Below are 22,744 nucleotides of genomic sequence, written 5' to 3'. Positions count from 1 at the left end.
GCTGTGCCTTTCCCTTGAGATGCTCGAGGCAGCAGAGCAATTCTGCTGCGATTTTAGCCGTTATTCTTGCCAACTGGCACAAGCAGTGGCGATATAGGCAACAAAAAAATGAGGTCCCCAGCCCATGTCGCTCAGTACCCTGATCCATCGCTCCAGTCAGCCATGCCCTGAAGTCAGTGAACAGCAGGCCGCTTGCCTGTTGCAGGAGCATTTCGGCCTCAGCGGCGCATTACAAGCGCTGGGCAGTCAGCAGGACCTGAATTTTCGCCTGGACGCCCCCCAGGGGCGCTATGTGCTGAAAATCTGCCATGGTGATTACGCCATGGCCGAACTGCAGGCCCAGCACAGCGCCCTGGGTTACCTGCGCGATCAAGGGCTACCGGTGCCCGCCGTGCTGGCATCGCGAACGGGCGAGCAACTGCTGGCGGTAGAGGTGGGTGGTCAAGCTTTGCGCGTGCGCGTGCTCGACTATATAGACGGTAATTCGCTGACCCGAATCAAGCACATGGAGCCACGCCTGGTGGCGGAGCTTGGCCGTCTTTGCGCGCGAGTCGACCGAGCCCTGGCCGATTTCACCCACCCAGGGCTCGAACGTACCCTGCAATGGGACCCACGCCACGCCCAGGCATTGATCGAGCATCTGTTGCCGGTGCTGGCTGAAAGCCCGTATCAAGCGCGGATAAGCGCTGCCGCACAGCAGGCCAGGGTACGTCTGCAACCGTTGGTCGACCAATTGCCGCTGCAGGCGGTGCACCTGGACATTACCGATGACAACGCCGTCTGGGCGCGGGATGAGCAGCGGCAGTGGCAGTTGCAAGGGGTGATTGATTTTGGCGACCTGATGCACACCTGGCGCATCGCTGATCTCTCGGTGACTTGCGCGGCATTGCTGCACCATGCCGAGGGTGACCCCTTGCGGATACTGCCGGCGATCGAGGCCTACCATGCGCTCAACCCGCTGACCACAGCCGAACTCCAGGCCTTGTGGCCGCTAGTGGTAGCCCGGGCCGCGGTGTTGGTGCTGAGCGGTGAACAACAGCTGAGTGTCGACCCTGGTAACAGTTACAGCCGCGACAACCTGGCCCATGAGTGGGAAATCTTCGATGTCGCCACCAGCGTGCCCTTCGAGCTGATGGAGGCGGCGATCCTGCAAGTGACCGGGCATGAATTGCCCGCGCGGGTGCTGGAAGATTTCACGCCGCTGTTGCCACCCTCGGTCGCAGCACAGGTGGTAGGGGTGGATCTTGGCGTGCTCAGCGAGCATTACCAGGCAGGGAACTGGGAGCAGCCGGGCATCGATCAGCGCTTGTTGGCCCAGCAGGCTGGCGATTCAGGCGCGGCCTGCACCTTGTACGGGCAGTACCGGTTGTCGCAGACCCACATCGATAACCCCGCGGAGCCGGCAACCTTCGCCCTGAATGTCGAGGTGCACCTGCCTGTAGCCACGGCGCTCAAGGCGCCCTGGGCCGGTACCTGGCACCAGTACGGCGAAGACAGCGGTTGCCTTGCGGGCAATGAATGCAACTTGTGGCTGCATGGGCTGAGCCAGGCGCCAGCCGCGGGGCAGGTGATAGCCCAGGGGCAGTCACTGGGCGCCAGTGCCGCACTGTTGAAGGTTCAGCTGTGCCGGGTTGCCGGGCTGTACCCGCCGGCCTTTGTCGTGCCTTCGCGGGCTCGGGCCTGGCAAGCAGTGTGCCCCTCGCCACAGGCCATCCTCGGTGTTGCCTGCAACGCCGAACCGCTGGTCGATGCCCAGGCTTTGCTGGCCCGGCGCGATGCCAGTTTCGCCCGCTCGCAGAAGCACTACTACCAGCAGCCGCCGCATATCGAGCGCGGCTGGCGCAACTACCTGTTCGACATGCAGGGGCGGGCTTACCTGGACATGCTCAACAACGTTGCAGTTCTTGGTCACGGGCATCCGCGCATGGTTGCCGAGTCGGCGCGGCAATGGTCGCTGCTCAATACCAACTCGCGCTTTCACTATGCGGCCATCGCCGAATTTTCCGAACGCTTGCTGGCCCTGGCGCCGAGCGGCATGGACCGGGTGTTTCTGGTCAACAGCGGTACCGAGGCCAACGACCTGGCGATTCGCCTGGCCTGGGCCTACAGCGGTGGGCGCGACTTGTTGAGTGTGCTTGAGGCCTATCACGGCTGGTCGGTGGCTACCGATGCGATTTCCACTTCCATCGCTGACAATCCCCAGGCCTTGAGCACCCGGCCGGAATGGGTTCATCCGGTGATTGCCCCCAACACCTATCGCGGTGCCTTCCGTGGCGCCGCAAGCACCGCCGATTATTTGCATGATGTCGATGCCAAGCTCGACGCACTGGCTGCCGAGCAACGGCAGCTGGCCGGCTTCATCTGTGAGCCGGTGTACGGCAATGCCGGCGGCATCTCGCTGCCGCCGGGTTACCTGCAACAAGTCTATGCCAAGGTACGGGCAGCGGGCGGCGTGTGCATTGCCGATGAAGTGCAGGTCGGCTATGGCCGGCTGGGTACCTGGTTCTGGGGTTTCGAAGAACAGGGGGTTGTGCCGGACATCATCACCATGGCCAAGGGCATGGGTAACGGTCAGCCATTGGGTGCGGTGATCACCCGCCGGGAGATTGCTGAAGCGCTGGAGGCCGAAGGCTATTTCTTCTCCTCCGCCGGTGGCAGCCCGGTCAGTTGCCGCATTGGCATGGCCGTGCTCGATGTCATGGAAGAAGAGGGGTTGTGGGACAACGCCCGGGAAGTCGGCGGCTACTTCAAGTCACGGCTGCAGCAGTTAGTCGATAAACATCCGCTGGCGGGTGCCGTGCACGGCTCCGGCTTTTACCTGGGGCTGGAGCTGGTGCGTGATCGCCAGACCCTGGAGCCTGCCAGTGCCGAGACCACCCTCCTGTGCAACCGCCTGCGCGACCTGGGCATCTTCATGCAGCCCACAGGCGATTACCTGAACATCCTCAAGATCAAGCCGCCGATGTGCACCACCCGGGCAAGCGTGGACTACTTCGTCGACAGCATCGACCGGGTGTTGTCAGAAGACCTGTAACGCCTGAGCTAAAGCCGGTAGTTCGATTGTTATCGGATTAACCGACTTTTTATTGGCTTCGTTTTTTAAGATGCCTCTTTTAAAGTCGATATTTATCGGATATAAAAGCCTCCATCATCACCGTGATGGCCTGGCCTAGTCGGTCCAGCCACCTGTCGAGGAGGAGTAAATGAGCCGCACCGTCACTGTTGCCGCCACCCAGATGGCCTGCTCCTGGGACCGCCAGGGCAACCTGGAAAGCGCCGAGCGGCTGGTCCGTGAAGCGGCCGCCAAGGGCGCGCAGATCATCCTGATCCAGGAGCTGTTCGAAACCCCGTACTTTTGCCAGAAGCCCAACCCGGACTATCTGCAGTTGGCCACGCCGGTTGAGGCCAATGCCGCCATCGGCCATTTCCAGAAGCTCGCCAAAGAGCTGCAGGTGGTGCTGCCGATCAGCTTCTACGAGCTGGCCGGGCGTGCGCGATTCAACAGCATCGCGATCATCGATGCCGATGGCAGCAACCTGGGCGTGTACCGTAAAACCCACATTCCGGACGGCCCCGGCTACCACGAAAAGTACTACTTCAACCCGGGCGACACCGGCTTCAAGGTCTGGCAGACCCGTTACGCGAAAATCGGCGTAGGCATCTGCTGGGACCAGTGGTTCCCCGAGTGCGCACGCAGCATGGCCCTGCTCGGTGCCGAGCTGCTGTTCTACCCGACGGCTATCGGTAGCGAACCGCACGACAACACCATCTCCTCGCGCGACCACTGGCAGCGTGTACAGCAAGGTCATGCCGGCGCCAACCTGATGCCGCTGATCGCCAGCAACCGCATCGGCCGCGAAGAGCAGGACGGCTACGACATCACCTTCTACGGCTCCTCTTTCATTGCCGACCAGTTCGGCGAGAAGGTCCAGGCGCTGAACGAGACCGAGGAGGGTGTGCTGGTGCATACTTTCGACCTCGACAAACTTGAGCACACCCGCAGTGCCTGGGGCACTTTCCGAGACCGTCGTCCAACGCTGTACGGCCCGGTGAAGACCCTCGACGGCGCGCTGCAATCCTGATAGTTCAGCAAGGATCATCTATGAAAACTCTCACCAGTACCCCGCGCGCCGACGGCTTCCACATGCCCGCCGAGTGGGCGCCACAAACCCAGGTCTGGATGGTCTGGCCCGAGCGCCCGGACAACTGGCGCCTGGGCGGCAAGCCGGTGCAGGCTGCCCATGTGACGCTGGCCAAGGCCATCGCCCGTTTCGAGCCAGTGACCGTCGCCGTCTCCGCCGCCCAGTACGACAACGCTCGCGCCCGGCTCGACCTGCCGAACATCCGCGTGGTGGAAATCAGCAACGACGATGCCTGGGTGCGTGATACCGGGCCGACTTTCGTCATCAATGACAGCGGCGAAGTGCGTGGCGTCGACTGGGGCTTCAATGCCTGGGGCGGCTTCGAGGGCGGCCTGTACTCGCCATGGAATCGTGACGAGCAACTGGCCAGCAAGGTGCTGGAGATGGAGCGCTGCCAGCGCTACCACACCGAAGGTTTCGTACTCGAAGGTGGCTCGATTCACGTTGACGGTGAAGGCACGCTGATCACCACCGAGGAGTGCCTGCTCAACCACAACCGTAACCCGCACCTGAACCGCGAGCAGATCGAAGCGATCCTGCGTGATCACCTGGCAGTGGACACCATCATCTGGCTGCCCGATGGCCTGTACAACGACGAGACCGACGGCCACGTCGACAACTTCTGTTGTTACGTTCGCCCAGGTGAAGTGTTACTGGCCTGGACCGATGATCCGCAAGACCCCAACTACGCACGCTGCCATGGCGCACTCGAAGTGTTGGAGAACAGCCGTGACGCCAAAGGTCGCGCCTTTACCGTGCACAAGATGCCGATTCCGGGGCCGCTGTTCGCCAGCGAAGAAGAGTGCGCCGGGGTCGATCCGGTGGCCGGCAGCCAGGAGCGCAACCCGTCGGTGCGCCTGGCCGGCTCGTACGTCAACTTCCTGATCGTCAACGGTGGCATCATCGCCCCAAGCTTCGACGACCCGGCAGATGCTGAGGCTAGAGCGATTCTGGCGCGGGTGTTCCCCGATCACGAAGTGGTCATGATCCCCGGACGCGAGATGCTTCTGGGGGGCGGCAACATTCATTGCCTGACCCAGCAGCAACCGGCTCCCGCCAAAGGCTGAAGTGCAGCAAGCAAAGAGCCCGTCGATTGACGGGCTTTTTTTTATCCGCGGACGACGATCGGCATAGCTTTTTGGCACACCTCTTGTATTTGTTTTGCATTGTATTTCAAACAGATAGGGCTCCTCAGTTCTGTCACAAAGTTTGAGTAGGTTAGCCGCTCACGGCCCCAGGGAGTACGTGTCGAAATGAATGCAGCAAGTGAGCCGGCTTCGCCCCCATCAGCGGTGAATCACGAGTCCCTCCAGCGCGTGGCGCAGTGGTTGAAACACAATGGAACAAACCGGGTCAGGAAGGCCGATCAGCGTCGCTCGTTGCTGGCGCGTTACCCGGCAGGCCTGCTTACTGAAGCAGAGCTGGAAGCGCTGCTGGGTGATGGCAGCCGCTAGGTGGTTCGGCAGCAGCAATGAAAAGGGCGGCATTGTCTGAACAATGCCGCCCTTTTTTGTTGCTGTGCTGTTAGAAACTATAGGTACCGGTAACGATCAGGCTGCGCGGGTCACCAAACTGGATCTGCGCGGCGCTGGTGGCCGAGCTGTAATAGGTCTTGTCGGTAATGTTGTTGAGCGCCGCACGCAGGTCCCAGTCCTTGGTACGCACACCCACCAGGGCATCCCAGCGGCCATAGCCCGGTAGCACGGCGGTGTTCTGGTTGTCGGCATAACGCTCGCCGATCAGGGTCAGGCCGGTCTCGCCGTACCAGCCCATCTCCGGCTTCCAGGTCACGAACAGGCTGCCATTGTGCTTGGCGACGTTGCTCACGCGGTTGCCTTCCTGGCCGTTGTTGTCCTTGACGATGGTTGCATCCTGAATACCGATACCGCCGCGCACGTACCAGTTGCCAACGATGTTACCGGTGGCGGTCAGCTCGACGCCGCGGGAACGCTGCAGGCCCGAGAGCAGGGTGATGCCAGGGTTGTTCGGGTCGCTGGTACGGCGGTTGTAGAGTTCAAGCTCATAGACCGCCAGGGTGGTGCTCAGGCGCTCGTCGAGCCAGTCGCTCTTGACCCCGATTTCCTTCTGCCGGGTTTGTTCCGGGCTGGTTTCGTTGGTGTTGCCGGCCGCGCCCGGGGTGATACCGATCAGGCCACCGCCCACTGGCGAGAAGGTCTTGCTCCAGGAGGCATAGAAGGAATGTTCCTGCCAGGGCGAATAGACCACGCCCAGGCGCGGGCTGGTGCTGTTGCTGTCCTGCTTCTCGGAGAGGCCGCGGACCTTGTTGGTGGTTTCCACCTCGAACTGGTCGAAACGTACCCCCGCCAGCACTTGCCATTGATCGTTCAGGCGCAGTTGGTCCTGGAGGTACACGCCGCGGCTGTCGACTACGGTGTGGTTGTTGCTGGAGACCACCATGCGACCGTTGTGTTGCAGGTCACGGTTGGGGTTGTTCAGGTCCAGGCCCGGAACCGGGTGAAAGCCCGCGCCCGAGGTCGCTGCGGTGTAGAGGATCGGGTCGCGGCGCTGGTTACCGAACTCAAGGCCGGTGAGCAGGGTGTGCTGCAGGCCGAAGGTGTCGAAGTTGCCTTCCAGTTCAAGGTTGTTGAACAGGTTGCGGGTGTTCAGGTCCTGCTGCCAGCGCTGGCGGGTGACCTGGTTGGTGGTGGCGTTGTAGCCGGTCAGGTAGGTGTTGTCGAAATCGCTGTTGAGCTTGAACAGGCCCAGGGTGTGGCGCACCTGCCAGTTGTCGCTGAGCTGGTAGTTCAGGCGCGAGCGCAGGGACTGGGCCTTGTCGTCGATGAAGTCACGCTGGGTATCGCCGTAGGTGGTGTCGCGGCCGACGTCGGCCGGGCGGCCGTTGACGCTGGGGATGCCGCGATCCGGGGTGCGGTTGTAGCGGCTGTACTCATATTGCACCAGCCAGTTCAGCTCCGGGGTCAGCTGCCAGCTCATCGATGGCGCGAACAGCTGACGGCTGCCATCGATGCCGTCGCGGAAACTGTTGTTGTCCTGGTTGCCCATGTTCAGGCGCAGGCTGATGTTATCGGTCGGATCGGCGCTGAGGTCGGCATACAGGCTGCGCAGGTCTTCGCTACCGCCCTGGGCCTCGATGCTGGAACGCCGTCCGGCTTCCGGCATCTTGCTCACGCGATTGACGATCCCGCCCTGGCTGCCGCGGCCATAGAGTACGGCGGCCGGGCCCTTGAGCACTTCAATCCGCTCGATGTTGTGCAGGTCGCGCACATACTGGCTGTCGTCGCGGATCCCGTCGAGGTAAAAGTCGTTGCTGGCGTCGAAGCCGCGGATGCGCACGCTGTCAAAGCGGGTATCGGCGCCGCTGCTGACGTTGGGGATGCCACTGAGTGCCTTGGCCAGGTCGTTGTTGCCGTAGTCCAGCACGTTGCTAGTCTTCACCGCGTCGATGGCCTGAGGCACATAGCGGGCAGGCGTCGAGGTTCGGGTGGCAGTGCTGACTTCGCGTACCCGCGGGTCATCGCGCTCGCGGTCGGACTCGGCGGTGACCGAGACCTCGGGCAGCGTGGTGGTGGCAGCGGCGACCAGGCCTGAGCTGAAAAACAGCGATAGGCCCAGGGTCAGGGGAGAAAGGCGGCGGGGGGCAAACATGGCGGACATCCGGGCATTTACGGGAAGTGAAAAAAATCGCGCGAATGATAATGCTTGCCATTTACTAACGTTAACTGTTTCTAAGCATGCTGGCGAGGTGTTTGTTTCAAAATGTTTCTATTGATTGGCCTTGGGTCTGGCCAGCTATTTGTGCTGTTTCTCGCAACAAATCTGTAACCAGTGCAGCGTTTTTCGCAACCTCCATCCGGCCTAACCTGACGCCATCACTTTTTCTCGGAGGCGCTCATGCCCGTGCAAACCACCCTTCACTATGTTTTCGATCCGTTGTGTGGCTGGTGCTATGGTGCCGAACCGCTGATCAATGCTGCCAGTGGCCTGATGCCGGTCGTGCTGCATGGCGGCGGGATGATGGCCGGTGCCAATCGGCAAAAGGTTTCGGCGCAGTTGCGCGCCTTCGTCATGCCCCATGACCGGCGCATCGCCGAGTACACCGGGCAGCCTTTTGGCCGGGATTACTTCGAAGGACTGCTGCGCGACAACGACGCGGTATTCGATTCGCAGCCGCCAATTGCCGCCATCCTTGCCGCGGAGCAATTGGCGGGCCGTGGCCTTGAACTGCTGGCGCGGTTGCAGCGTGCGCACTACATAGAAGGCCGACGGATTGCCGATGATGCGGTGCTCAAGGCCATCGCCGCCGAGATGGGGCTGCCTGCACACGCCTTTGCCAGCGCTTTGCTGGAAGTGGATTCAGAAAGCCACATGGGTACCAGCCGCGCGTTCATGGCCAGCGTCGGCGGGCAGGGTTTTCCAACCCTGGTGCTGGAACGGGAAGGGCGGCTGCAGGTGATCGATATCGGTCCCTTCCTCGGCAAGCCCGATGCCTTCGTGCAATGGCTGGACCGGGAGTTCTACCTGAGCGCGGACGCAAATGCCTCTAACCCAGCGTTTTGCGCTCCGAATGGCTGCGACTTGTAAGCAGAAACACTTACTTTTCACGAAATTTTGACACGCCGATCCGCACACGGATAGGATTCGGTCAACGCCTGTAGGCCCATCGGCCAAGAGTCCAGAATAAAAGGCCCGCTGCGATCACTCGCAGGCGGGCTTTTCATTTTTAGACCCGTGAGCGTCAACCCACGCAGGGGGCGTGGTTTTTGGCGTTTGGTCGCAGAGCGTCTTTGACTAAGTAATAAGGAAAATAAAATGTTGAAAACCAGGATCAGTCTGATCGCGCTGGGGCTTATGGCAGCGACTCAGGCTATGGCCAATGACCAGGCCGAAGCCAAGGGCTTCGTAGAAGACAGCAAAGCCAGCGTTCTGCTGCGCAACGCCTTCATCAACCGTGACAAGAAGCACCATACCAAAGACCAAAGCGAGTGGGGCCAGGCCTTCATCGGCAAGTTCTCCTCCGGCTACACCCAGGGCACCGTTGGTGTCGGTGTCGACGCTTTCGGTCTGTACGCTGTGCGTCTGGACGGTGGTAAAGGCCGCAACGGCGGTGGCGGTATCGACTTCTTCAAGCCGGCGGACGGCGACTCGCCAACCAACCAGCAGAACTCCCCGCACAATCTGGCCCGTGGTGGCGCAGCAGTTAAATTCCGCATCTCCAACACTGTACTGAAGTACGGTGACCAGATGCCGGAACTGCCAGTGCTGCAGTACGACGACGGTCGCCTGCTGCCAGAAAGCTACACCGGTACCCTGATCACCTCCAAGGAGATCAAGGGCCTGGAGCTGAACGCCGGTCGTTTCACCCAGGAAGCCCGCAAGAGTGCTGAAGGCCGTGACAGCGGTGGCCTGAAGTCGATCAACGTATTCGGCGGCAGCTACAAGTTCACCGAAAACCTGTCGGCCTCCCTGTACACCTCCGATGTTGAAGATGTACTGAAGAAGCACTACCTGGGCGTGAACTACGTTCACCCTATCGCCGACGACCAGTCGCTGACCCTGGACTTCAACGGCTACAAGTCGGACATCGACAAGAAGTACGTCGCTGCCGCCGACCTGACCGGTGACTCCAACACCATCTGGAGCCTGGCGGCCACCTACGCCTTCGGCCCGCACTCGATCACCATTGCGCACCAGCGCAGCACTGGCGACACCGGTTATCAGTACGGCTTCTACCAGAACGCCGGTGGCGTGGGTGACGGTGGTTCGACCATCTACCTGGCCAACTCCTACTGGTCCGACTTCAACGCTGAAGACGAGCGTTCCTGGCAGCTGGGCTACGGCCTGGACTTCGGCGCCTTCGGCGTACCGGGCCTGACCTACAAAGTGGCCTACGTGCGTGGTGACAACATCAACACCCACGGCTTCGGCGAAGGTAAAGAGCGCGAAATCTTCAACCAGTTCAAGTACGTGGTTCAGGAAGGCCCTGCCAAGGACCTGTCCGTCAAACTGCGTAGCTCGTTCCTGCGTACTTCTGACAGCGTTCGTCAGAACGGCTACAACGACGACGGTAACGAAGTCCGCGTATTCGTCGAGTACCCGATCAGCATTCTCTGATAGCTGTCTGGTGTCTCCAGCAACCCCGGCCTAGGCCGGGGTTGTTTGTTTTCGGCGCGGGATGGGCTTGATCGCCACTGCTTCGCCGCTCTCCGGCTCGAAGCTGTCGCTGCGGGCCATGCGCCACATCCGTGCATAGAACTCGCTGTCGATCGCGCCGCTGAGCAATTCGCCAGGCTTGAGGAACACGTGCAACTGGGAAAACAGACGGATCTCGCTGGCACTGATGCGCCGCACCAGGTGCTTGGGCTTGAGTTCGGACGGGTGCTCCAGGCCCGCAGCGGCGAGCATTTCGCCCAGGGCATGCAGGGTGTTGCGGTGAAAGCTGTAAACCCTGTCGGCTTTTTCCGGTACTACCAGAGCACGCTGGCGTAGCGGATCCTGGGTGGCCACGCCGGTCGGGCATTTGTTGGTGTGGCAGCTTTGCGACTGGATGCAGCCGATGGCGAACATGAAGCCACGGGCCGAGTTGACCCAGTCGGCGCCAATGGCCAGCACGCTGGCAATGTCGAAAGCGCTGATAATCTTGCCGCCAGCGCCGATGCGAATCTTGTCGCGCAGGTTCAGGCCCACCAGGGTGTTATGCACGAACATCAGGCCTTCGCGCATCGGCACACCGATGTTGTCGCTGAACTCCCGCGGCGCGGCGCCGGTACCGCCTTCCTTGCCATCGACGACGATGAAGTCCGGAACGATGCCGGTGACCAGCATGGCCTTGGCGATGCCCATGAACTCCCATGGGTGGCCCAGGCAGAACTTGAAACCCACCGGCTTGCCGCCGGACAGTTGGCGCAGTTGCGCCATGAACTCCAGCAACTGTACCGGGCTGCGAAAGGCGCTGTGCGCCGCAGGCGAAATACAGTCTTCCCCCATCAGTACGCCACGGGTGGCGGCGATTTCGGCACTGACCTTGTGCCCGGGCAGTATCCCGCCGTGCCCGGGTTTGGCGCCCTGGCTGAGCTTGACCTCGATCATCTTCACCTGCGGGTCGCGGGCCTGTTCGGCGAAGCGCTGAGGATCAAAACGACCTTCTGCTGTGCGGCAGCCAAAATAACCGCTGCCGATTTCCCAGATCAGGTCGCCACCATGCTCGCGATGGTAGGGGCTGATGCTGCCCTCACCGGTGTCATGGGCAAAGCGGCCGAGCTTGGCCCCCTTGTTCAGAGCGCCAATAGCGTTGGCGCTGAGTGCCCCGAAGCTCATCGCCGAGATGTTGAAGATCGACGCAGAGTAGGGCTGGCGGCACTGCGGGCCGCCGATGCTGATGCGAAACGAGGCGGGGTCGGGCGTTTCGACCGGCAACATGGAATGGCTGATGAACTCGAAGCCCGGCCGGTAGACATCGTTGAGGGTACCGAAGGCTTTCTCGGCGCTTTCGTTCTTGGCCCGCGCGTACACCAGCGAGCGCTGGGCCCGGGAGAACGGCAGCTTGTCATCGTCGCCTTCGAGCAGGTACTGGCGAATCTCCGGGCGGATGGTTTCGATCAGGTAGCGGATGTTACCCAGGATCGGATAGTTGCGCCGCACGGCGTGCTGGCTCTGGCGCAGGTCATTGAGACCGACCAGGCTGAGCAGTGCGCTGATCAGGGTGAACGGCCAGAGCCAGGAATGGGCAGCGAGAAAGGGCAGGTTGGCAAAGGTGAAAACCAGGCAGCCGATCAGGCAGGCGTAGCGGCTGGGAAGCGAAGCTTTCATGGATCTTCCGCTGATATGAGAGATCCTTCCTAGGATAGGCAAAGCATTGGCTTAGAAAACCAGTGGTTTCGGTAAAACACTTTTATCTCCGCCGTGCTTGTCAGGCGGCCGCGCTCATGCGCTGGTTTCGGTTGCCTGAGCGAGTATTTGCAGAAAAGCGTCGGCGGCCCGTGAGCGTCGATGGCGATGGCTGACGGCGAGTAAACCGATGGTGGCCGCAGCTTCCTTCAGGGGCCGGTAGCACACGCCGCGCTGGTTCAAGGCGCGGGCGCAGGCGGGAACCAACGCAATGCCTTGGCCGGCGGCCACCAAGGCAATGATCGACGTGATCTGGCGTCCCCTCGGCCCGCGCAGCAAGGGCAGCTCGCAATGCTGGAACAAGCGCTCGATGGCATCGTTGAGGCCGGTGCCCTGTTCGTCGCTGTACAGCACCACAGGATGGGCTTGCAGCTCAACGAGGCTGATGGTTTCCAGGGCTGCCAGCGGATCGTCCTCAGCCAGCGCCACCAGCAGTGGCTCCTGATCCAGCGGCTGGACCTGCAGTTCGTTGAGCTGCGGCGGTGGTAACAGACGGCTCAGACCAATCTCCAGGGAGCCTTCGACGATGTGTTGCCATTGCGCCGTAGAGGCTTCCTCGACAAGCGTCAGGCGGACTTCGGGGTAAGCGCGGGAAAACTGCTGAATGGCCTGGGTGAAACGATCGCTCAAGGCCACCGAACTGGCGTAGCCCAGGCTCAGTTGCCCGGCAGTGCCGGCGGCCAGCTTGGCGGCAAAACGCTCGCTGCGTGTCAGTTGCTCCAGTACGCCGCGGGCATAAGGTACGAATTGCTGACCCTCGACGGTCAAACTGACGGCGCGGCTGCTGCGCTCGAACAAGCGAAACCCCAGCTGGCTTTCCAGCGCCGAGATCTGTCGGGTCAGTGCTGGCTGGGCCAGGTGCAGGCGCTGCGCGGCGCGGCCGAAATGCAGGTCGTCGGCGACGGCAATGAAATAGCGCAGTTTTCGCACATCGAGCATGTTGCACCTTGAGGTATCAATCGGTCCGAATTCGGTATTGGTCACGGCCAATGACCGCACCTTATAAACATTGCTCGTCACTGTAACGAGTTTTCCCATGCCATCGCGCCTGTCCGCCACCCGCTTCGCCATGTTCCTCTGCGGATGCGCCGCGTTTCTGCCGCTCTACGCCACCCAGGGCATTCTCGCCGAACTGGCGCAGAGCTTCGCCGTGGATGCCCGGCACGTCAGCTGGAGCATCACCGCCACCACCCTGGCCGTGGCCTTGGTCGCGCCCTTTGTCGGCGTGCTGACCCGGCGCTGGCGTCAGAAGACGGTACTGGTTGTGGCGGCGCTGCTGCTCAGCCTGCCGGGTGTCATGCTGGCTTGCGCCAACGACCTCGAGAGCCTGCTGCTCTGGCGTTTCGTTCAGGGCATGCTGATCCCGGTGATCTTCGCCACCAGCGTGGCCTACATCGGCGAGCGCTGGCAGGGCGCGATGGTTACTGAAGTCACCAGCCTGTACGTCGCCGGGACCATCCTAGGCGGTTTTGCCGGGCGCTTCCTCACGGGGCTGGTGACCGAATACCTGGGTTGGCGCGAAGCCTTCGTGTTACTGGCAATGCTGACCTTGCTGATTGGCTTGAGTATCCACTGGCTGCTGCCCGGTGGCGGGCGCCTGATCGAAAGCAACCTCACCCACAACCGTATCAGCATGCTGCGCAACAGGCCGTTGCTGGCGGCCTACCTGGTCGGTTTTTGCGTGCTGTTTTCGCAGATTGCCACCTTCACCTATGTCGGCCTCCATCTGCTGGCCGCGCCCTTCAATCTCGGCGTCGCGGCGCTAGGTTCGGTCTATGCGGTATTTCTCCTGGCCCTGGTGGTCACGCCGATTGCCGGCAAGCTGGCCGGTGCCAGGCCGCCTGCGCATCTGGTGCTGGCAGCCGGCATGCTGGGCCTGCTTGGGTCGCTGCTGACACTGCTCGGCAGCCTGTGGTGGATCGTGTTGGGCCTGGCGTTGAGTTCCACCGGGGTGTTCCTGGCCCAGGCGGCTGCCAATGCTTTTGTCACCAGCACCGCCAAGCACAACAAGGCCGGCGCCGTGGGTTGCTACCTGACCTTCTACTACCTGGGCGGCAGCGCCGGCGCGCTGTTGCCGGCGCTGTTCTGGGAACGCTGGGGCTGGCCAGGCTGTGTGCCGCTGATCATGAGCGCGCAACTGCTGGTGATGCTGATTGCCTGGTTCGGCTGGCAGCGCAGCGATGCCGATCATCGTGCACACCGCTGGTGCCGAGAGTAGAACCTTTACTGATCCGGGGCGATGGCAAACATCAGCTGGTCGGCTTCCAGGTAGACGATCGCCTCGCGGCCAATGACGTCCACCGGGCGGGCAGCAACCGCTTCATGCTCGGGGACGATCTTCTCCAGGCGCTTGGTTACCAGGTCGACCCGCCAGATACAGGCGAACCCACCGTTGTTGTCGAAGTACAGCACTGGCCGGGTCGGGCTCCAGGTCGGGTTGACCAGGCTCCAGCCGCCGGCATCCTTGTCCATCACCCGGTCGTAGGGGTTGTCATTGCCGTTAAGGTGCGGGTAATAGAGCAGCAGGCCGGAGTTGTCCTGGTTCAGGTCGCCGCTGATCTGCGCCTTGGCGAAACGCTTGCTGTTGGACTCGGCCGCGTACAGTTGCGTCGAGGGTTGCGGCGCGGCCTGGGAGCCCAGTTTGTAGGCCATGCTCTGCTGGGCTTCGCCCGTCATCTTCTGCCGGTAATAGAACACCCCGTCGATGATCCCGGCATAGCGCTGGCCCTGGTCGTTGGAGGTGATTCTGCTCCAGCCGTCAAAGCGTACATTGCGCGCGAACGGGTGCAGCCCAGGGCGAGCATCGGAGTATTCGTAGAGGGTGCCGATCGGGCGGCTGTCATAGATATTGCCGGGGTTGCTGCCTTCGTCATCCTGCTTTTCGGAAACGAACAACACCACGTTCAGCACGCCATCGAGGGTGGCGACGTCCACCAAGTAAGCAAAACTGTCTTCGCTCATGTCGGCGACGGTGGCCAGGGGAAAGCGCTGCCACGGCTCATCCTCGACCTGCGTGTAGCGCTGATCGCGAGGCAGGGGCTGGAGGCTCTTGGGATCGATCTGTGTGAGTGCCGGTACCGGTGTCAGTAGCTTGATCTGCTGGTCGTAGGCGACTTCCAGGCAGGCGGCGGTCTCGCAGCGGTTGCGCACCTCGCGCAGCCAGAAGTTCTCCAGCTCACGGAAGATCTTGCGGTCCTTGAGCGGTTTGTAGCGCTCGTTGAGCTGGTCGTCCTTGGCCGACAGCGACGGCGTGGTGCAGATGGCGGTTTCCAGCAGGGTACTGGCCTTGCTGCAGTCAAAGCCCGCGGCAACGGTTGCAGGGCTGTGCAGGCAGGCAGCGAAAAGGGCAGCAAGGAGCAGGCGCGCGGGGGCTTTCATCGGACGTCCATGTGAATACAAGCGGGGCGCGGATGATACGTCAGCGGCGGCCATAGCGGAATTGGCCGCCGCAGCTTTCATTCATCCTGCCAGAACCGAATCCACCTCGGACTGCTTCTCCGGGTTGTTGGCCAGAAAGTCCTGGAGGTAGCTTTTGATCGCTGCCTTGTTGGCACTTTGCGCCAGGGCGGCGCGGTAGAGTTTGGTGTATTCGGGGGAATTGAAAATCCGATAGTGGATGCTTTCCAGCCAGTCACTGGCCTTTTCTTTAAGGGAGTCGGTGACTTCAATCACTGCTTCGACATAGTTGGCGGGGTCGAAGGATTCAGCCATACCGATTATTTCCTTCATGACGTCGCCATATTCGCAGTCATCGTCCAGGTGCGACAGCATGACCGGAAGGTATTGCGTGTCGCGGGTCTGCGCCATGTCGCGCAGTATTTTGGAAAAACGCGCCACCTCAGCGTCGCTGTTGAAGGTTGCACAGTCGTTGAGGGCTTCTGTCAGGCTCATCCTATTTTCCTCCGCATTTCGATGGTTTCTTGAATATATTCGGAAAGGTACTTTTGTTCTGCCGTATCGTTTCCCGTAGACCCGCCTGGATTTCCTTGGTGTAAAGCCCCTGCTGCTTGTAGATCTTGCGGGCGTCCCAGATATCTCGAGCGAGCGCATCCCTGGGTTTCTCATTGAGGAAAGGTCGCCTTGAATAGGAGCGGGTCATCGGGTGACGGCCTTTGTTCTCAGGATAAATATGCTCCATCTGCATGGCGATGGATTTGTTGCGGCTGATACCGAATTTTTGCTTCATGTATTCGGCTGACGGCATGTGGTGACCGGTCAGGTTATCCCCTGGCGTGCCGGGCAGCTTGCCATAGGCGCCGACACCGCCCTCACCGGGCAGCAATGCGTTGAGCCCGAGCGGGTCGATCCAGCCCACAGGGTTAGCGGCATATTGGTACAGGTTCAAGCCGCCGGCCAGGCCGATCGGATCCGGCTGGGTAAAGCGTCCGACATCCGGGTCATAGAAGCGGAACAGGTTGTAGTGCAACCCGGTCTCGCGATCCAGGTACTGACCCTGGAACCTGAGGTTCTGCTCCTCGATGAAATGCGCCTCGCGCACTTCCTGCAGGGTATTGCCCCAGACCTGATACCGCGCCTGCCACAAGGCTTCGCCAGTGTCTTCGGTCAGCTGCTCGGGTAGGCCATTGAGGTCGTTGTGGTAATAGCGTATCTGTTGCTGCAGGCCAGTGCCGTCGACCCTGGCCAGCGGTTCATAGCTGTTCTGCACGTACAGATAGAGGCTGGTCTGGCTGTGCCGGTGTTCCTGCAGCAGGCGCAGGCCGTCCCAGGTAAACCTGGTCTGATCAAGCAAGTTGCCGTGCTCGTCATACTCGCTTTTTTCAGTGCGCCGACCCAACGGGTCGTAGCGCATGTTTAGTACCCGCTCGCGACCGCCGTGCTGACTGCGCACCTGCACCAGGCGGTGCTCGGCGTCATAGCTGAAGTGCTGGATGCCGCGCCGGCTGCTGCGTTTTTCAATCAGGCGGCCGAAGGCATCGTAGCGGTAACGTTTGTCCTGATAGGTCAGCAGCCGGTTGTGGCGTACCAGCCCCACGCCGGCCTGTGGCCCATCGAGCAGGTTGGCGGCGGCGTCGTAGGTAAAGGCTTCGCTCTGGCCCTGGCCGGCGTCCTGGCTGGCCATGATCCGCCCGCTGGCGTCGTAGTGCAGCAGTTGCTGGTGCTGGCTGCCGGGTTGCTGGTTGAAGCGGCTGGTCAGGTTGTCTGCCGGGTCGAAATCGAAGCGTTGCTGCACCGCAGCCGGCAGTTGCGGCGGCTGATGGCTGGGGCGGCGCAGGCGCGAGCGCAAGCGACCACTGCGGTCGTACTCGCTGCGGGTACTGACACGGCCCTGGGTGCGCAGCACTTCACGGTGCAAACGGTCGCGCTCGAAGTCGCTGATTACCTTGCCATCGAGGTTGAGCTGATGCAGGTGACCGCTGCCGTAGTACAGGCGGTTGAGCCAGCGGCCATCGGGCAGTTGGCTCTGGACCAGGTTGCCGAGCTCATCATAGTGATGCTGCAGCGCACCATTGGCACTGTGCTCCTGTACGAGCTGGCCGGCAGCATCGTAAGCAAAGGCTAGCTGTTCGGTGTTGCCGTCATTGTCGGTGAAGCAGACGGTGGTCAGTTGGTCCAGCGGGTCATAGCTGAAGTCGGTGCGGCCATCGTCGGTCTGTTTGGCAAGCAACCGGCCGGCAGCATCGCGGGTGTATTGGTGAACGATCGACTTCGGCGTTGTGTCCGGCACCACGGCCAGACCGCTGCCGTATGGCGCAGGGACAAACTCCAGGCGGCTGACATTATCCAGCGGTCCATACTCATAGCGTCTGGCGCTGCCGTCGAGGTCTTGTTGCCGGGTCAGGCGGTCTACCAGGTCCCAGCTAAAGCGATAGCTCTCACCGTTCTCGTTGGTCAGGGCCAGCAGACGGCCGTAGTTGTCGTAGCTGTACTGCACCTGACGTCCGTGCGGGTCTATGCGTTGCAGGAGCTGGCCACGGCGGTTGTAGCGAAACTGCAGGACATGCCCGGCCGGATCGATGTAGCGGCTGAGCTGGCCGCTGCTGTTCAGTTCATAACGCTCGCTACGGCCATCCGGCAACTGCGTGGCAACGACTCGCCCCTGGGCGTCATTCTGGTATTCGGTGCGCTCGCCGAGGGCATCGATGACTGCTTGCAAATAGCCGCGCCGGTCATAGCTGAAGCGTGTCGGATACCCTGAACAATCGACCTGCTCAATCAGCAGGCCCAGATCGTTCCAGTGCAACTGCTTGTGCTTGCCCGCCGCATCGATGATCTCCACCACCTGGCCACGATCGTCGTAGCGGTAGCGGGTGGTGCGGCCCAGTGGATCGGTTTCGCTGCTGCAGTTGCCGCGTTGATCGTAACGGTAGCTCCAGCGCTTGCCGGCCTTGTCGGTCTGTACCCGGGGCAGCGACCAGTGTTCCAGCCACAGGGTCGACTCGCTGCGGCCCAGTGGGTCGATGCTTTCGCAGAGGTTGCCGGACTCGTCGTACAGATACTGCCATTGTCCGCCTTGCGGGTCGGTGGCGCCCAGCAGCTGGCGCTCGTCGTTCCACTCGAAGCGCCAGGTCAGACCCACGGCGTCGGTGTATTCGGTGATCTGGTACTGCGGGTTCCAATAGCGTGTGCTGACCCGCTGCAAACCATCGGTGATGCGGGTGATGCCCGCCTCGATGTCGTAGTCGAAACGGTACTCGTCGCCGTCGTCGGTCCAGTGTCGGGCCACGCGCCAGTCGTCTGCAGCACGAGTCCATTCGTAGAAGCAGCGCAGGCCGCTGGGCAACTGGTGCTCGACCATGCGCCGGCCCTGGTCGTAGGCGAAGCGCCGTTGCAACTGGCCAGCGGCATCGCGGACTTCGGCCAGGTCGCCGTTGCTGTCGTAGGCATAGCTGACCAGCAGCTCACTTGAATCATCGCTGTACAGGCGCTCGATATGGCTGACCCGTGCCGGCCATTGCGCGCTGTAAACCAACTGCACCTGAACCGCGTCGAAAGTGTCGCGCAGCCTGAGCAAGCGGCCACTGGCGTCATAGTCGAGGTAAAGGCGGTTGTCGTTGCGGTCGCCCAGTTGCGCCAGGCGCAGGTGCTGCGGGTTGCCCGGGGTCGGCTGAAACAAACGATAGAGTCCGCTGCTGCTTTCAATCAGCAACTCGTCGTCAAGCGCGCGACGCACGCTCAGGCCTTCGCCAGCGCTGAACACCGCATCACCCCGGGGAATGTTGCCCATGTCGACGACCCGCGCCTGCTCGTCGGTGAACAGCAGGCGCTCGCTGCCTTCAGGATGCGTTTCAATGGCGACGAAGACTTCGTAATCGACGCTCCAGCCAGCACCGAACAGGCCGTCGCGGCGTTCATCCCGGCTGTTGTAATAGCGCTGCCAGTCCAGTGGGATCAGCGCCGGCAGGCTGAAATCGAGTTCTTCCTCGCCGCTGAGAATCTTCGCCCCGGTCGGTGCATGTACCGGATTGAGCGAGCCGGCAATAGCATTGGTGATCGCCCCGCTCACCTGGCTGGTGACGGCGCTGGCAATGCCACCGATCACCATGCAGCCGAACTTGCTGTAGAACTTGCCGCCGCGCCCGCGCAGCAGCATCAACGCGGTAATCGCCAGGCCGATGCCCGGGGTCTTGCCGCTGCGAATCTCGCGGACCACGATCGAGCCGCCGCCGATGCGCACGTTATCGGAGATCAGCCCGGCGTCGACGATCACCGCCTCGCAGGTGCTGCGATCGCCGCTGCGGCAGGCCGGATGGCCGTTGATGGTGACCTTGCTCGAACCTTCGGCCAGGTACTGCGGCGGCATCGGCGGGTGCTTGCTGCAGAGAATCTTGTCGTCGTCGGCAGGCTCGGTGTTCGGCGCCGGGCTGGCGACCGTGGGCCGCCACATCTGCGAGAAAAAGCCCTTGGCCATGTCGAGGAAGCTTTCCTCTTCCTCTTCGCCAGGCGGCTGAGCAGCATCACTGCCAGCGGGCGCCGCGGCGGCAACGATGACGCCGGCGGCGCGGGCGGCCGGCTTGCCATTGGTGTGGGTGTTCTTCGAACCGGTGAGGATGTTGGCCTGCACCGAGGGCGGGAACAAAAAGTTGCCGATGCCCTCGCATAAACTGCTCAAGCCTTTGTCGGCGCCGGTCTTGCTCATGGCCACGCCGACCACGATGCCCACCACCGCGCCGAGCACGAAGCAACCCAAGCCACCGGTGGCCACGGTCAGGCCCAGCGCCGCGGTCACCGCGGCGGTGGCCAGGACGCCGATGGCGACGTTGGCGGCCACCTCCAGCACGCCGCTGACGATGTCGGCCATCATCGAGGTGTGCATCAGGGCGTCGCCCTGGCGGGCGGCCCACAAGGCGTCAGACATGCAGGGTGCTCATCAGCTCAGGGCGTCGAAGTTCAGTGATTGCTTGATCGCCGTCCAGTGCGATGCCTCGGCATCACCCAGCGGCTGGGCCTTGACGTAGCTCAGGGCGAACATCTTGCGGGTGCCCGGCAACACCAGGGCCAGTTGGTACTGGAACACCTTCTCGCTGCCCTTGCTGAACTGGCTGCGCAGTTCGATGCCGTCCACCGATTGGTCGGCGCCCAGGCGTACAGCCTGGCCCGGTTGGAAACGTAGATCCTTGACCTGCTGCTGCAGGCGTTCGAGCTGGCCGTCGAAGTTGCTTTGCAGGGTTTCACCGTCGGCCAACAGGCTGCGGCTGACAATCAGCGAGGTCCCCAGGTTGGCAAAGCGCAGGATGTTGATGCTGGTGTCCTGCACCTCTTCATCGGGCAGGGCGAACTGGAATTCATTCAGGCGATAGGTCATGACGCGCAAATCTCGTTATTGGCTGGCTTTGGGCTTGGGGAAGATCGCTTCCACGGCGCCATCGATGGTGCCTTTTACACCTTGCCCATCCGGGGTGGCGCCGGGGCCGCCGCCGATGTTCAGGTCCAGGGTGCCGCCAGTGTTGAACTGGGCATTACCTTCGGCATTGAAGTTGAACTGCACGCCGGTGAGGTTGATCTGGCCGCTGGCATTGAGCTCGAGGATGCTCTTGCCGCACACCAGGCGCAGGTTCTCGCCGACCTCGATCAGGTAGCTGCGGCTGATGCTGTCGGTCTTGGTCGAGCCCACCAGCAGGATGTCGTCGCGCTTGACCGCGCGAATTCGGTCTTCGCCGATGGTCGCCACTTCACTGAAGTCCACTACCTTGTTGCGGTTGTGGCCCACCCAGTGGCTCTCATCGTTCTCGACTTCGATGTCCTGGTTGCGCTCGGCATGGATGTACAGCTGCTCGGCGCCCTTCTTGTCCTCCATGCGGATTTCGTTGAAGTTGGCTGGCGTGCCGCCTTTGCTCGAACGGCTTTTCATCCCGCTCTGGGTAGCGTTGGCCGGCAGGTCGTAGGGCACGGTCTGCTCGGCGTTGTACACCCGGCCGGTGATGATCGGCCGGTCCGGATCACCTTCAAGAAAGCTGACGATCACTTCCTGGCCGATCCGCGGGATCTGCATCGAGCCCCAGTTCTTGCCGGCCCAGGCCTGGGATACGCGGATCCAGCACGAACTGTTTTCGTTGGACTGGTCATGGCGATCCCAGTAGAAATGCACCTTGACCCGGCCATACTGGTCGGTCCAGATCTCTTCACCGGCCGGGCCGACCACGATGGCGGTCTGCGGGCCCCTGACCTGCGGGCGCAGGGTGCTGGCCAGGGGGCGGAAGCTCTGCTGCGCATCAATGCAACTGAGGTTGCTTTCGAACTGCGCGTTGCCACCACCGCCACCGGTTTCCAGGCGTTCCTGGACGACGTAGTAGCGGGCACCGACGATCAGGTACTCGCGGTTCTGGTCCTGACGGCTGAAGCCGCTCATGCTGAACAGGTTGCCCGCTGCCAGGCCCCGGGCGTTGCCACGCAGCTCGATGCGTTCATGCAGGCTTTGCAGCGCCTCGATACGGGTGCGGGCGTAATGCTCGCCGTCTTCGCTCTGTACATAGGTGCCGGGGTAGTCGTATAGCGGGTAATCGCCAGCGGTGTGCGGGCGCGGCATTTCCGAGCGCACGTCGATGCGCGCACTGGGGCGCTGGAAGTCGTAGTCGTTGAGCTCCAGCGAGCCAGACTGCACCTCCTGGGCCAGGTGCCAGTCATTGAGGTGGTCGCGCTCGCGATGCTGGCCATCGGGCGGAAAATACGGCACCGACTCGTAGCCCGGTACCACCTGATGGGCGCCATAGGCATCGGCCAGGACCAGCACGTGACGGTCTTTCTCGTGGCGGAAGTAGTAGTAGATGCCTTCCTGCTCCATCAGGCGGCTGACGAAGTCGAAGCTGGTCTCGCGGTACTGCACGCAGTATTCCCACTCGCGATAGGGCCGGCTGAGGCTGTCTTCGAAATCGGAAAAACCCAGGTCGCGAAACACCTGCTTGATAATCTGCGGGATGCTCTGGTTCTGGAAGATGCGGCAATCGGAGGTCTTGCTCAACAACCACAGCCACGGCCGCAGGGTCACCCGGTAACTGGCGAATTGGCCGCGGTCGATGCTCTGGCTGCAGCGCGCGACGATGCCGTGAAAATACCGCGAGCGGCCCAGCTCCAGCTGCAGGCTCAAGCTCATCGGCTTGCCCAGCAGTTGGTTGAGGTCGATGGCCGAATTGTCCGAGGTCAGCTGCAACTCGTAGTCGAACAGCCGCCCCAGCTCTTCGCCGCCGCCCATTTCCGCCAGGATCAGCGCATCAGGGCCCAGGGGGCTGTTGATTTGCGCCAGTCGGGTGAATTGCTTGAATAGCATCGTTTATCTCGTG

At 61.9% G+C, this 22,744-nt stretch carries 15 protein-coding genes; 7 read left to right on the top strand and 8 right to left on the bottom strand.

Annotated elements, in window-relative coordinates:
* Positions 1-124 precede the first annotated feature (124 nt).
* The 4 genes from BV82_RS25470 to BV82_RS26485 all read left to right on the top strand — a co-directional run bounded on the left by BV82_RS25470 (position 125) and on the right by BV82_RS26485 (position 5,596).
* Entirely contained in the window at positions 125-3,034 is a 2,910-nt protein-coding gene (locus tag BV82_RS25470) for an aminotransferase (RefSeq protein ID WP_036994950.1), read from the top strand.
* A 169-nt stretch (positions 3,035-3,203) separates the two neighbouring features.
* On the top strand, positions 3,204-4,082 hold the full coding sequence (aguB, locus tag BV82_RS25465; protein WP_010221258.1) for an N-carbamoylputrescine amidase: 879 nt from the start codon (positions 3,204-3,206) through the stop codon (positions 4,080-4,082).
* A 20-nt stretch (positions 4,083-4,102) separates the two neighbouring features.
* The gene (aguA, locus tag BV82_RS25460) at positions 4,103-5,209 is read left to right on the top strand and encodes an agmatine deiminase (protein ID WP_010221259.1); all 1,107 of its coding nucleotides are present in this window, start codon (positions 4,103-4,105) and stop codon (positions 5,207-5,209) included.
* Positions 5,210-5,395: 186 nt separating this feature from the next.
* A complete protein-coding gene (locus tag BV82_RS26485; RefSeq protein ID WP_036994952.1) occupies positions 5,396-5,596 on the top strand; it encodes a hypothetical protein in 201 nt (66 codons plus the stop codon).
* A 70-nt stretch (positions 5,597-5,666) separates the two neighbouring features.
* Here BV82_RS26485 and BV82_RS25455 read toward each other — a convergent pair whose 3' ends face one another.
* Positions 5,667-7,769: a TonB-dependent receptor gene (locus BV82_RS25455; protein ID WP_036994953.1), complete on the bottom strand. Its 2,103-nt coding sequence runs from the start codon at positions 7,767-7,769 to the stop codon at positions 5,667-5,669.
* Between the two features lie 246 nt (positions 7,770-8,015).
* Between BV82_RS25455 and BV82_RS25450 the strand changes: the two genes are divergently transcribed.
* Together BV82_RS25450 and BV82_RS25445 are read left to right on the top strand one after the other, a co-directional pair.
* Complete coding sequence (locus BV82_RS25450; RefSeq protein ID WP_010221261.1) at positions 8,016-8,705, top strand: DsbA family protein; 690 nt, start codon at positions 8,016-8,018, stop codon at positions 8,703-8,705.
* Between the two features lie 228 nt (positions 8,706-8,933).
* Entirely contained in the window at positions 8,934-10,235 is a 1,302-nt protein-coding gene (locus BV82_RS25445) for an OprD family porin (RefSeq protein ID WP_010221262.1), read from the top strand.
* 30 nt (positions 10,236-10,265) lie between these two features.
* Here BV82_RS25445 and BV82_RS25440 read toward each other — a convergent pair whose 3' ends face one another.
* On the bottom strand, positions 10,266-11,930 hold the full coding sequence (locus tag BV82_RS25440) for an FMN-binding glutamate synthase family protein (protein WP_036994954.1): 1,665 nt from the start codon (positions 11,928-11,930) through the stop codon (positions 10,266-10,268).
* Positions 11,931-12,044: 114 nt separating this feature from the next.
* Positions 12,045-12,947: a LysR family transcriptional regulator gene (locus BV82_RS25435; RefSeq protein ID WP_036994955.1), complete on the bottom strand. Its 903-nt coding sequence runs from the start codon at positions 12,945-12,947 to the stop codon at positions 12,045-12,047.
* A gap of 97 nt (positions 12,948-13,044) precedes the next feature.
* Between BV82_RS25435 and BV82_RS25430 the strand changes: the two genes are divergently transcribed.
* A complete protein-coding gene (locus BV82_RS25430) occupies positions 13,045-14,226 on the top strand; it encodes an MFS transporter (protein ID WP_036994956.1) in 1,182 nt (393 codons plus the stop codon).
* Between the two features lie 5 nt (positions 14,227-14,231).
* On the opposite strand, the gene BV82_RS25425 is transcribed toward BV82_RS25430, so the two are convergent.
* The 5 genes from BV82_RS25425 to BV82_RS25405 form a co-directional block, all read right to left on the bottom strand.
* Positions 14,232-15,386 carry a lysozyme inhibitor LprI family protein gene (locus BV82_RS25425; protein WP_036994958.1) on the bottom strand — a complete coding sequence of 385 codons (1,155 nt, stop codon included), beginning with the start codon at positions 15,384-15,386 and terminating at the stop codon, positions 14,232-14,234.
* Positions 15,387-15,467: 81 nt separating this feature from the next.
* Positions 15,468-15,899, bottom strand: a complete 432-nt coding sequence (locus BV82_RS25420) for an Imm30 family immunity protein (RefSeq protein ID WP_010221267.1) — start codon at positions 15,897-15,899, stop codon at positions 15,468-15,470.
* A gap of 1 nt (position 15,900) precedes the next feature.
* The gene (locus tag BV82_RS25415) at positions 15,901-20,325 is read right to left on the bottom strand and encodes an RHS repeat-associated core domain-containing protein (protein WP_215444969.1); all 4,425 of its coding nucleotides are present in this window, start codon (positions 20,323-20,325) and stop codon (positions 15,901-15,903) included.
* A 12-nt stretch (positions 20,326-20,337) separates the two neighbouring features.
* Entirely contained in the window at positions 20,338-20,772 is a 435-nt protein-coding gene (locus BV82_RS25410; RefSeq protein ID WP_010221269.1) for a DcrB-related protein, read from the bottom strand.
* 15 nt (positions 20,773-20,787) lie between these two features.
* Positions 20,788-22,731 (bottom strand): type VI secretion system Vgr family protein, encoded by a 1,944-nt coding sequence (locus tag BV82_RS25405; protein ID WP_010221270.1) that lies wholly within the window; start codon positions 22,729-22,731, stop codon positions 20,788-20,790.
* Between the last annotated feature and the right edge of the window lie 13 nt (positions 22,732-22,744).

Source organism: Pseudomonas donghuensis, from assembly GCF_000696345.2.
Lineage (GTDB): Bacteria > Pseudomonadota > Gammaproteobacteria > Pseudomonadales > Pseudomonadaceae > Aquipseudomonas > Aquipseudomonas donghuensis.
This window is presented reverse-complemented; position numbering and strand designations above follow the sequence as displayed.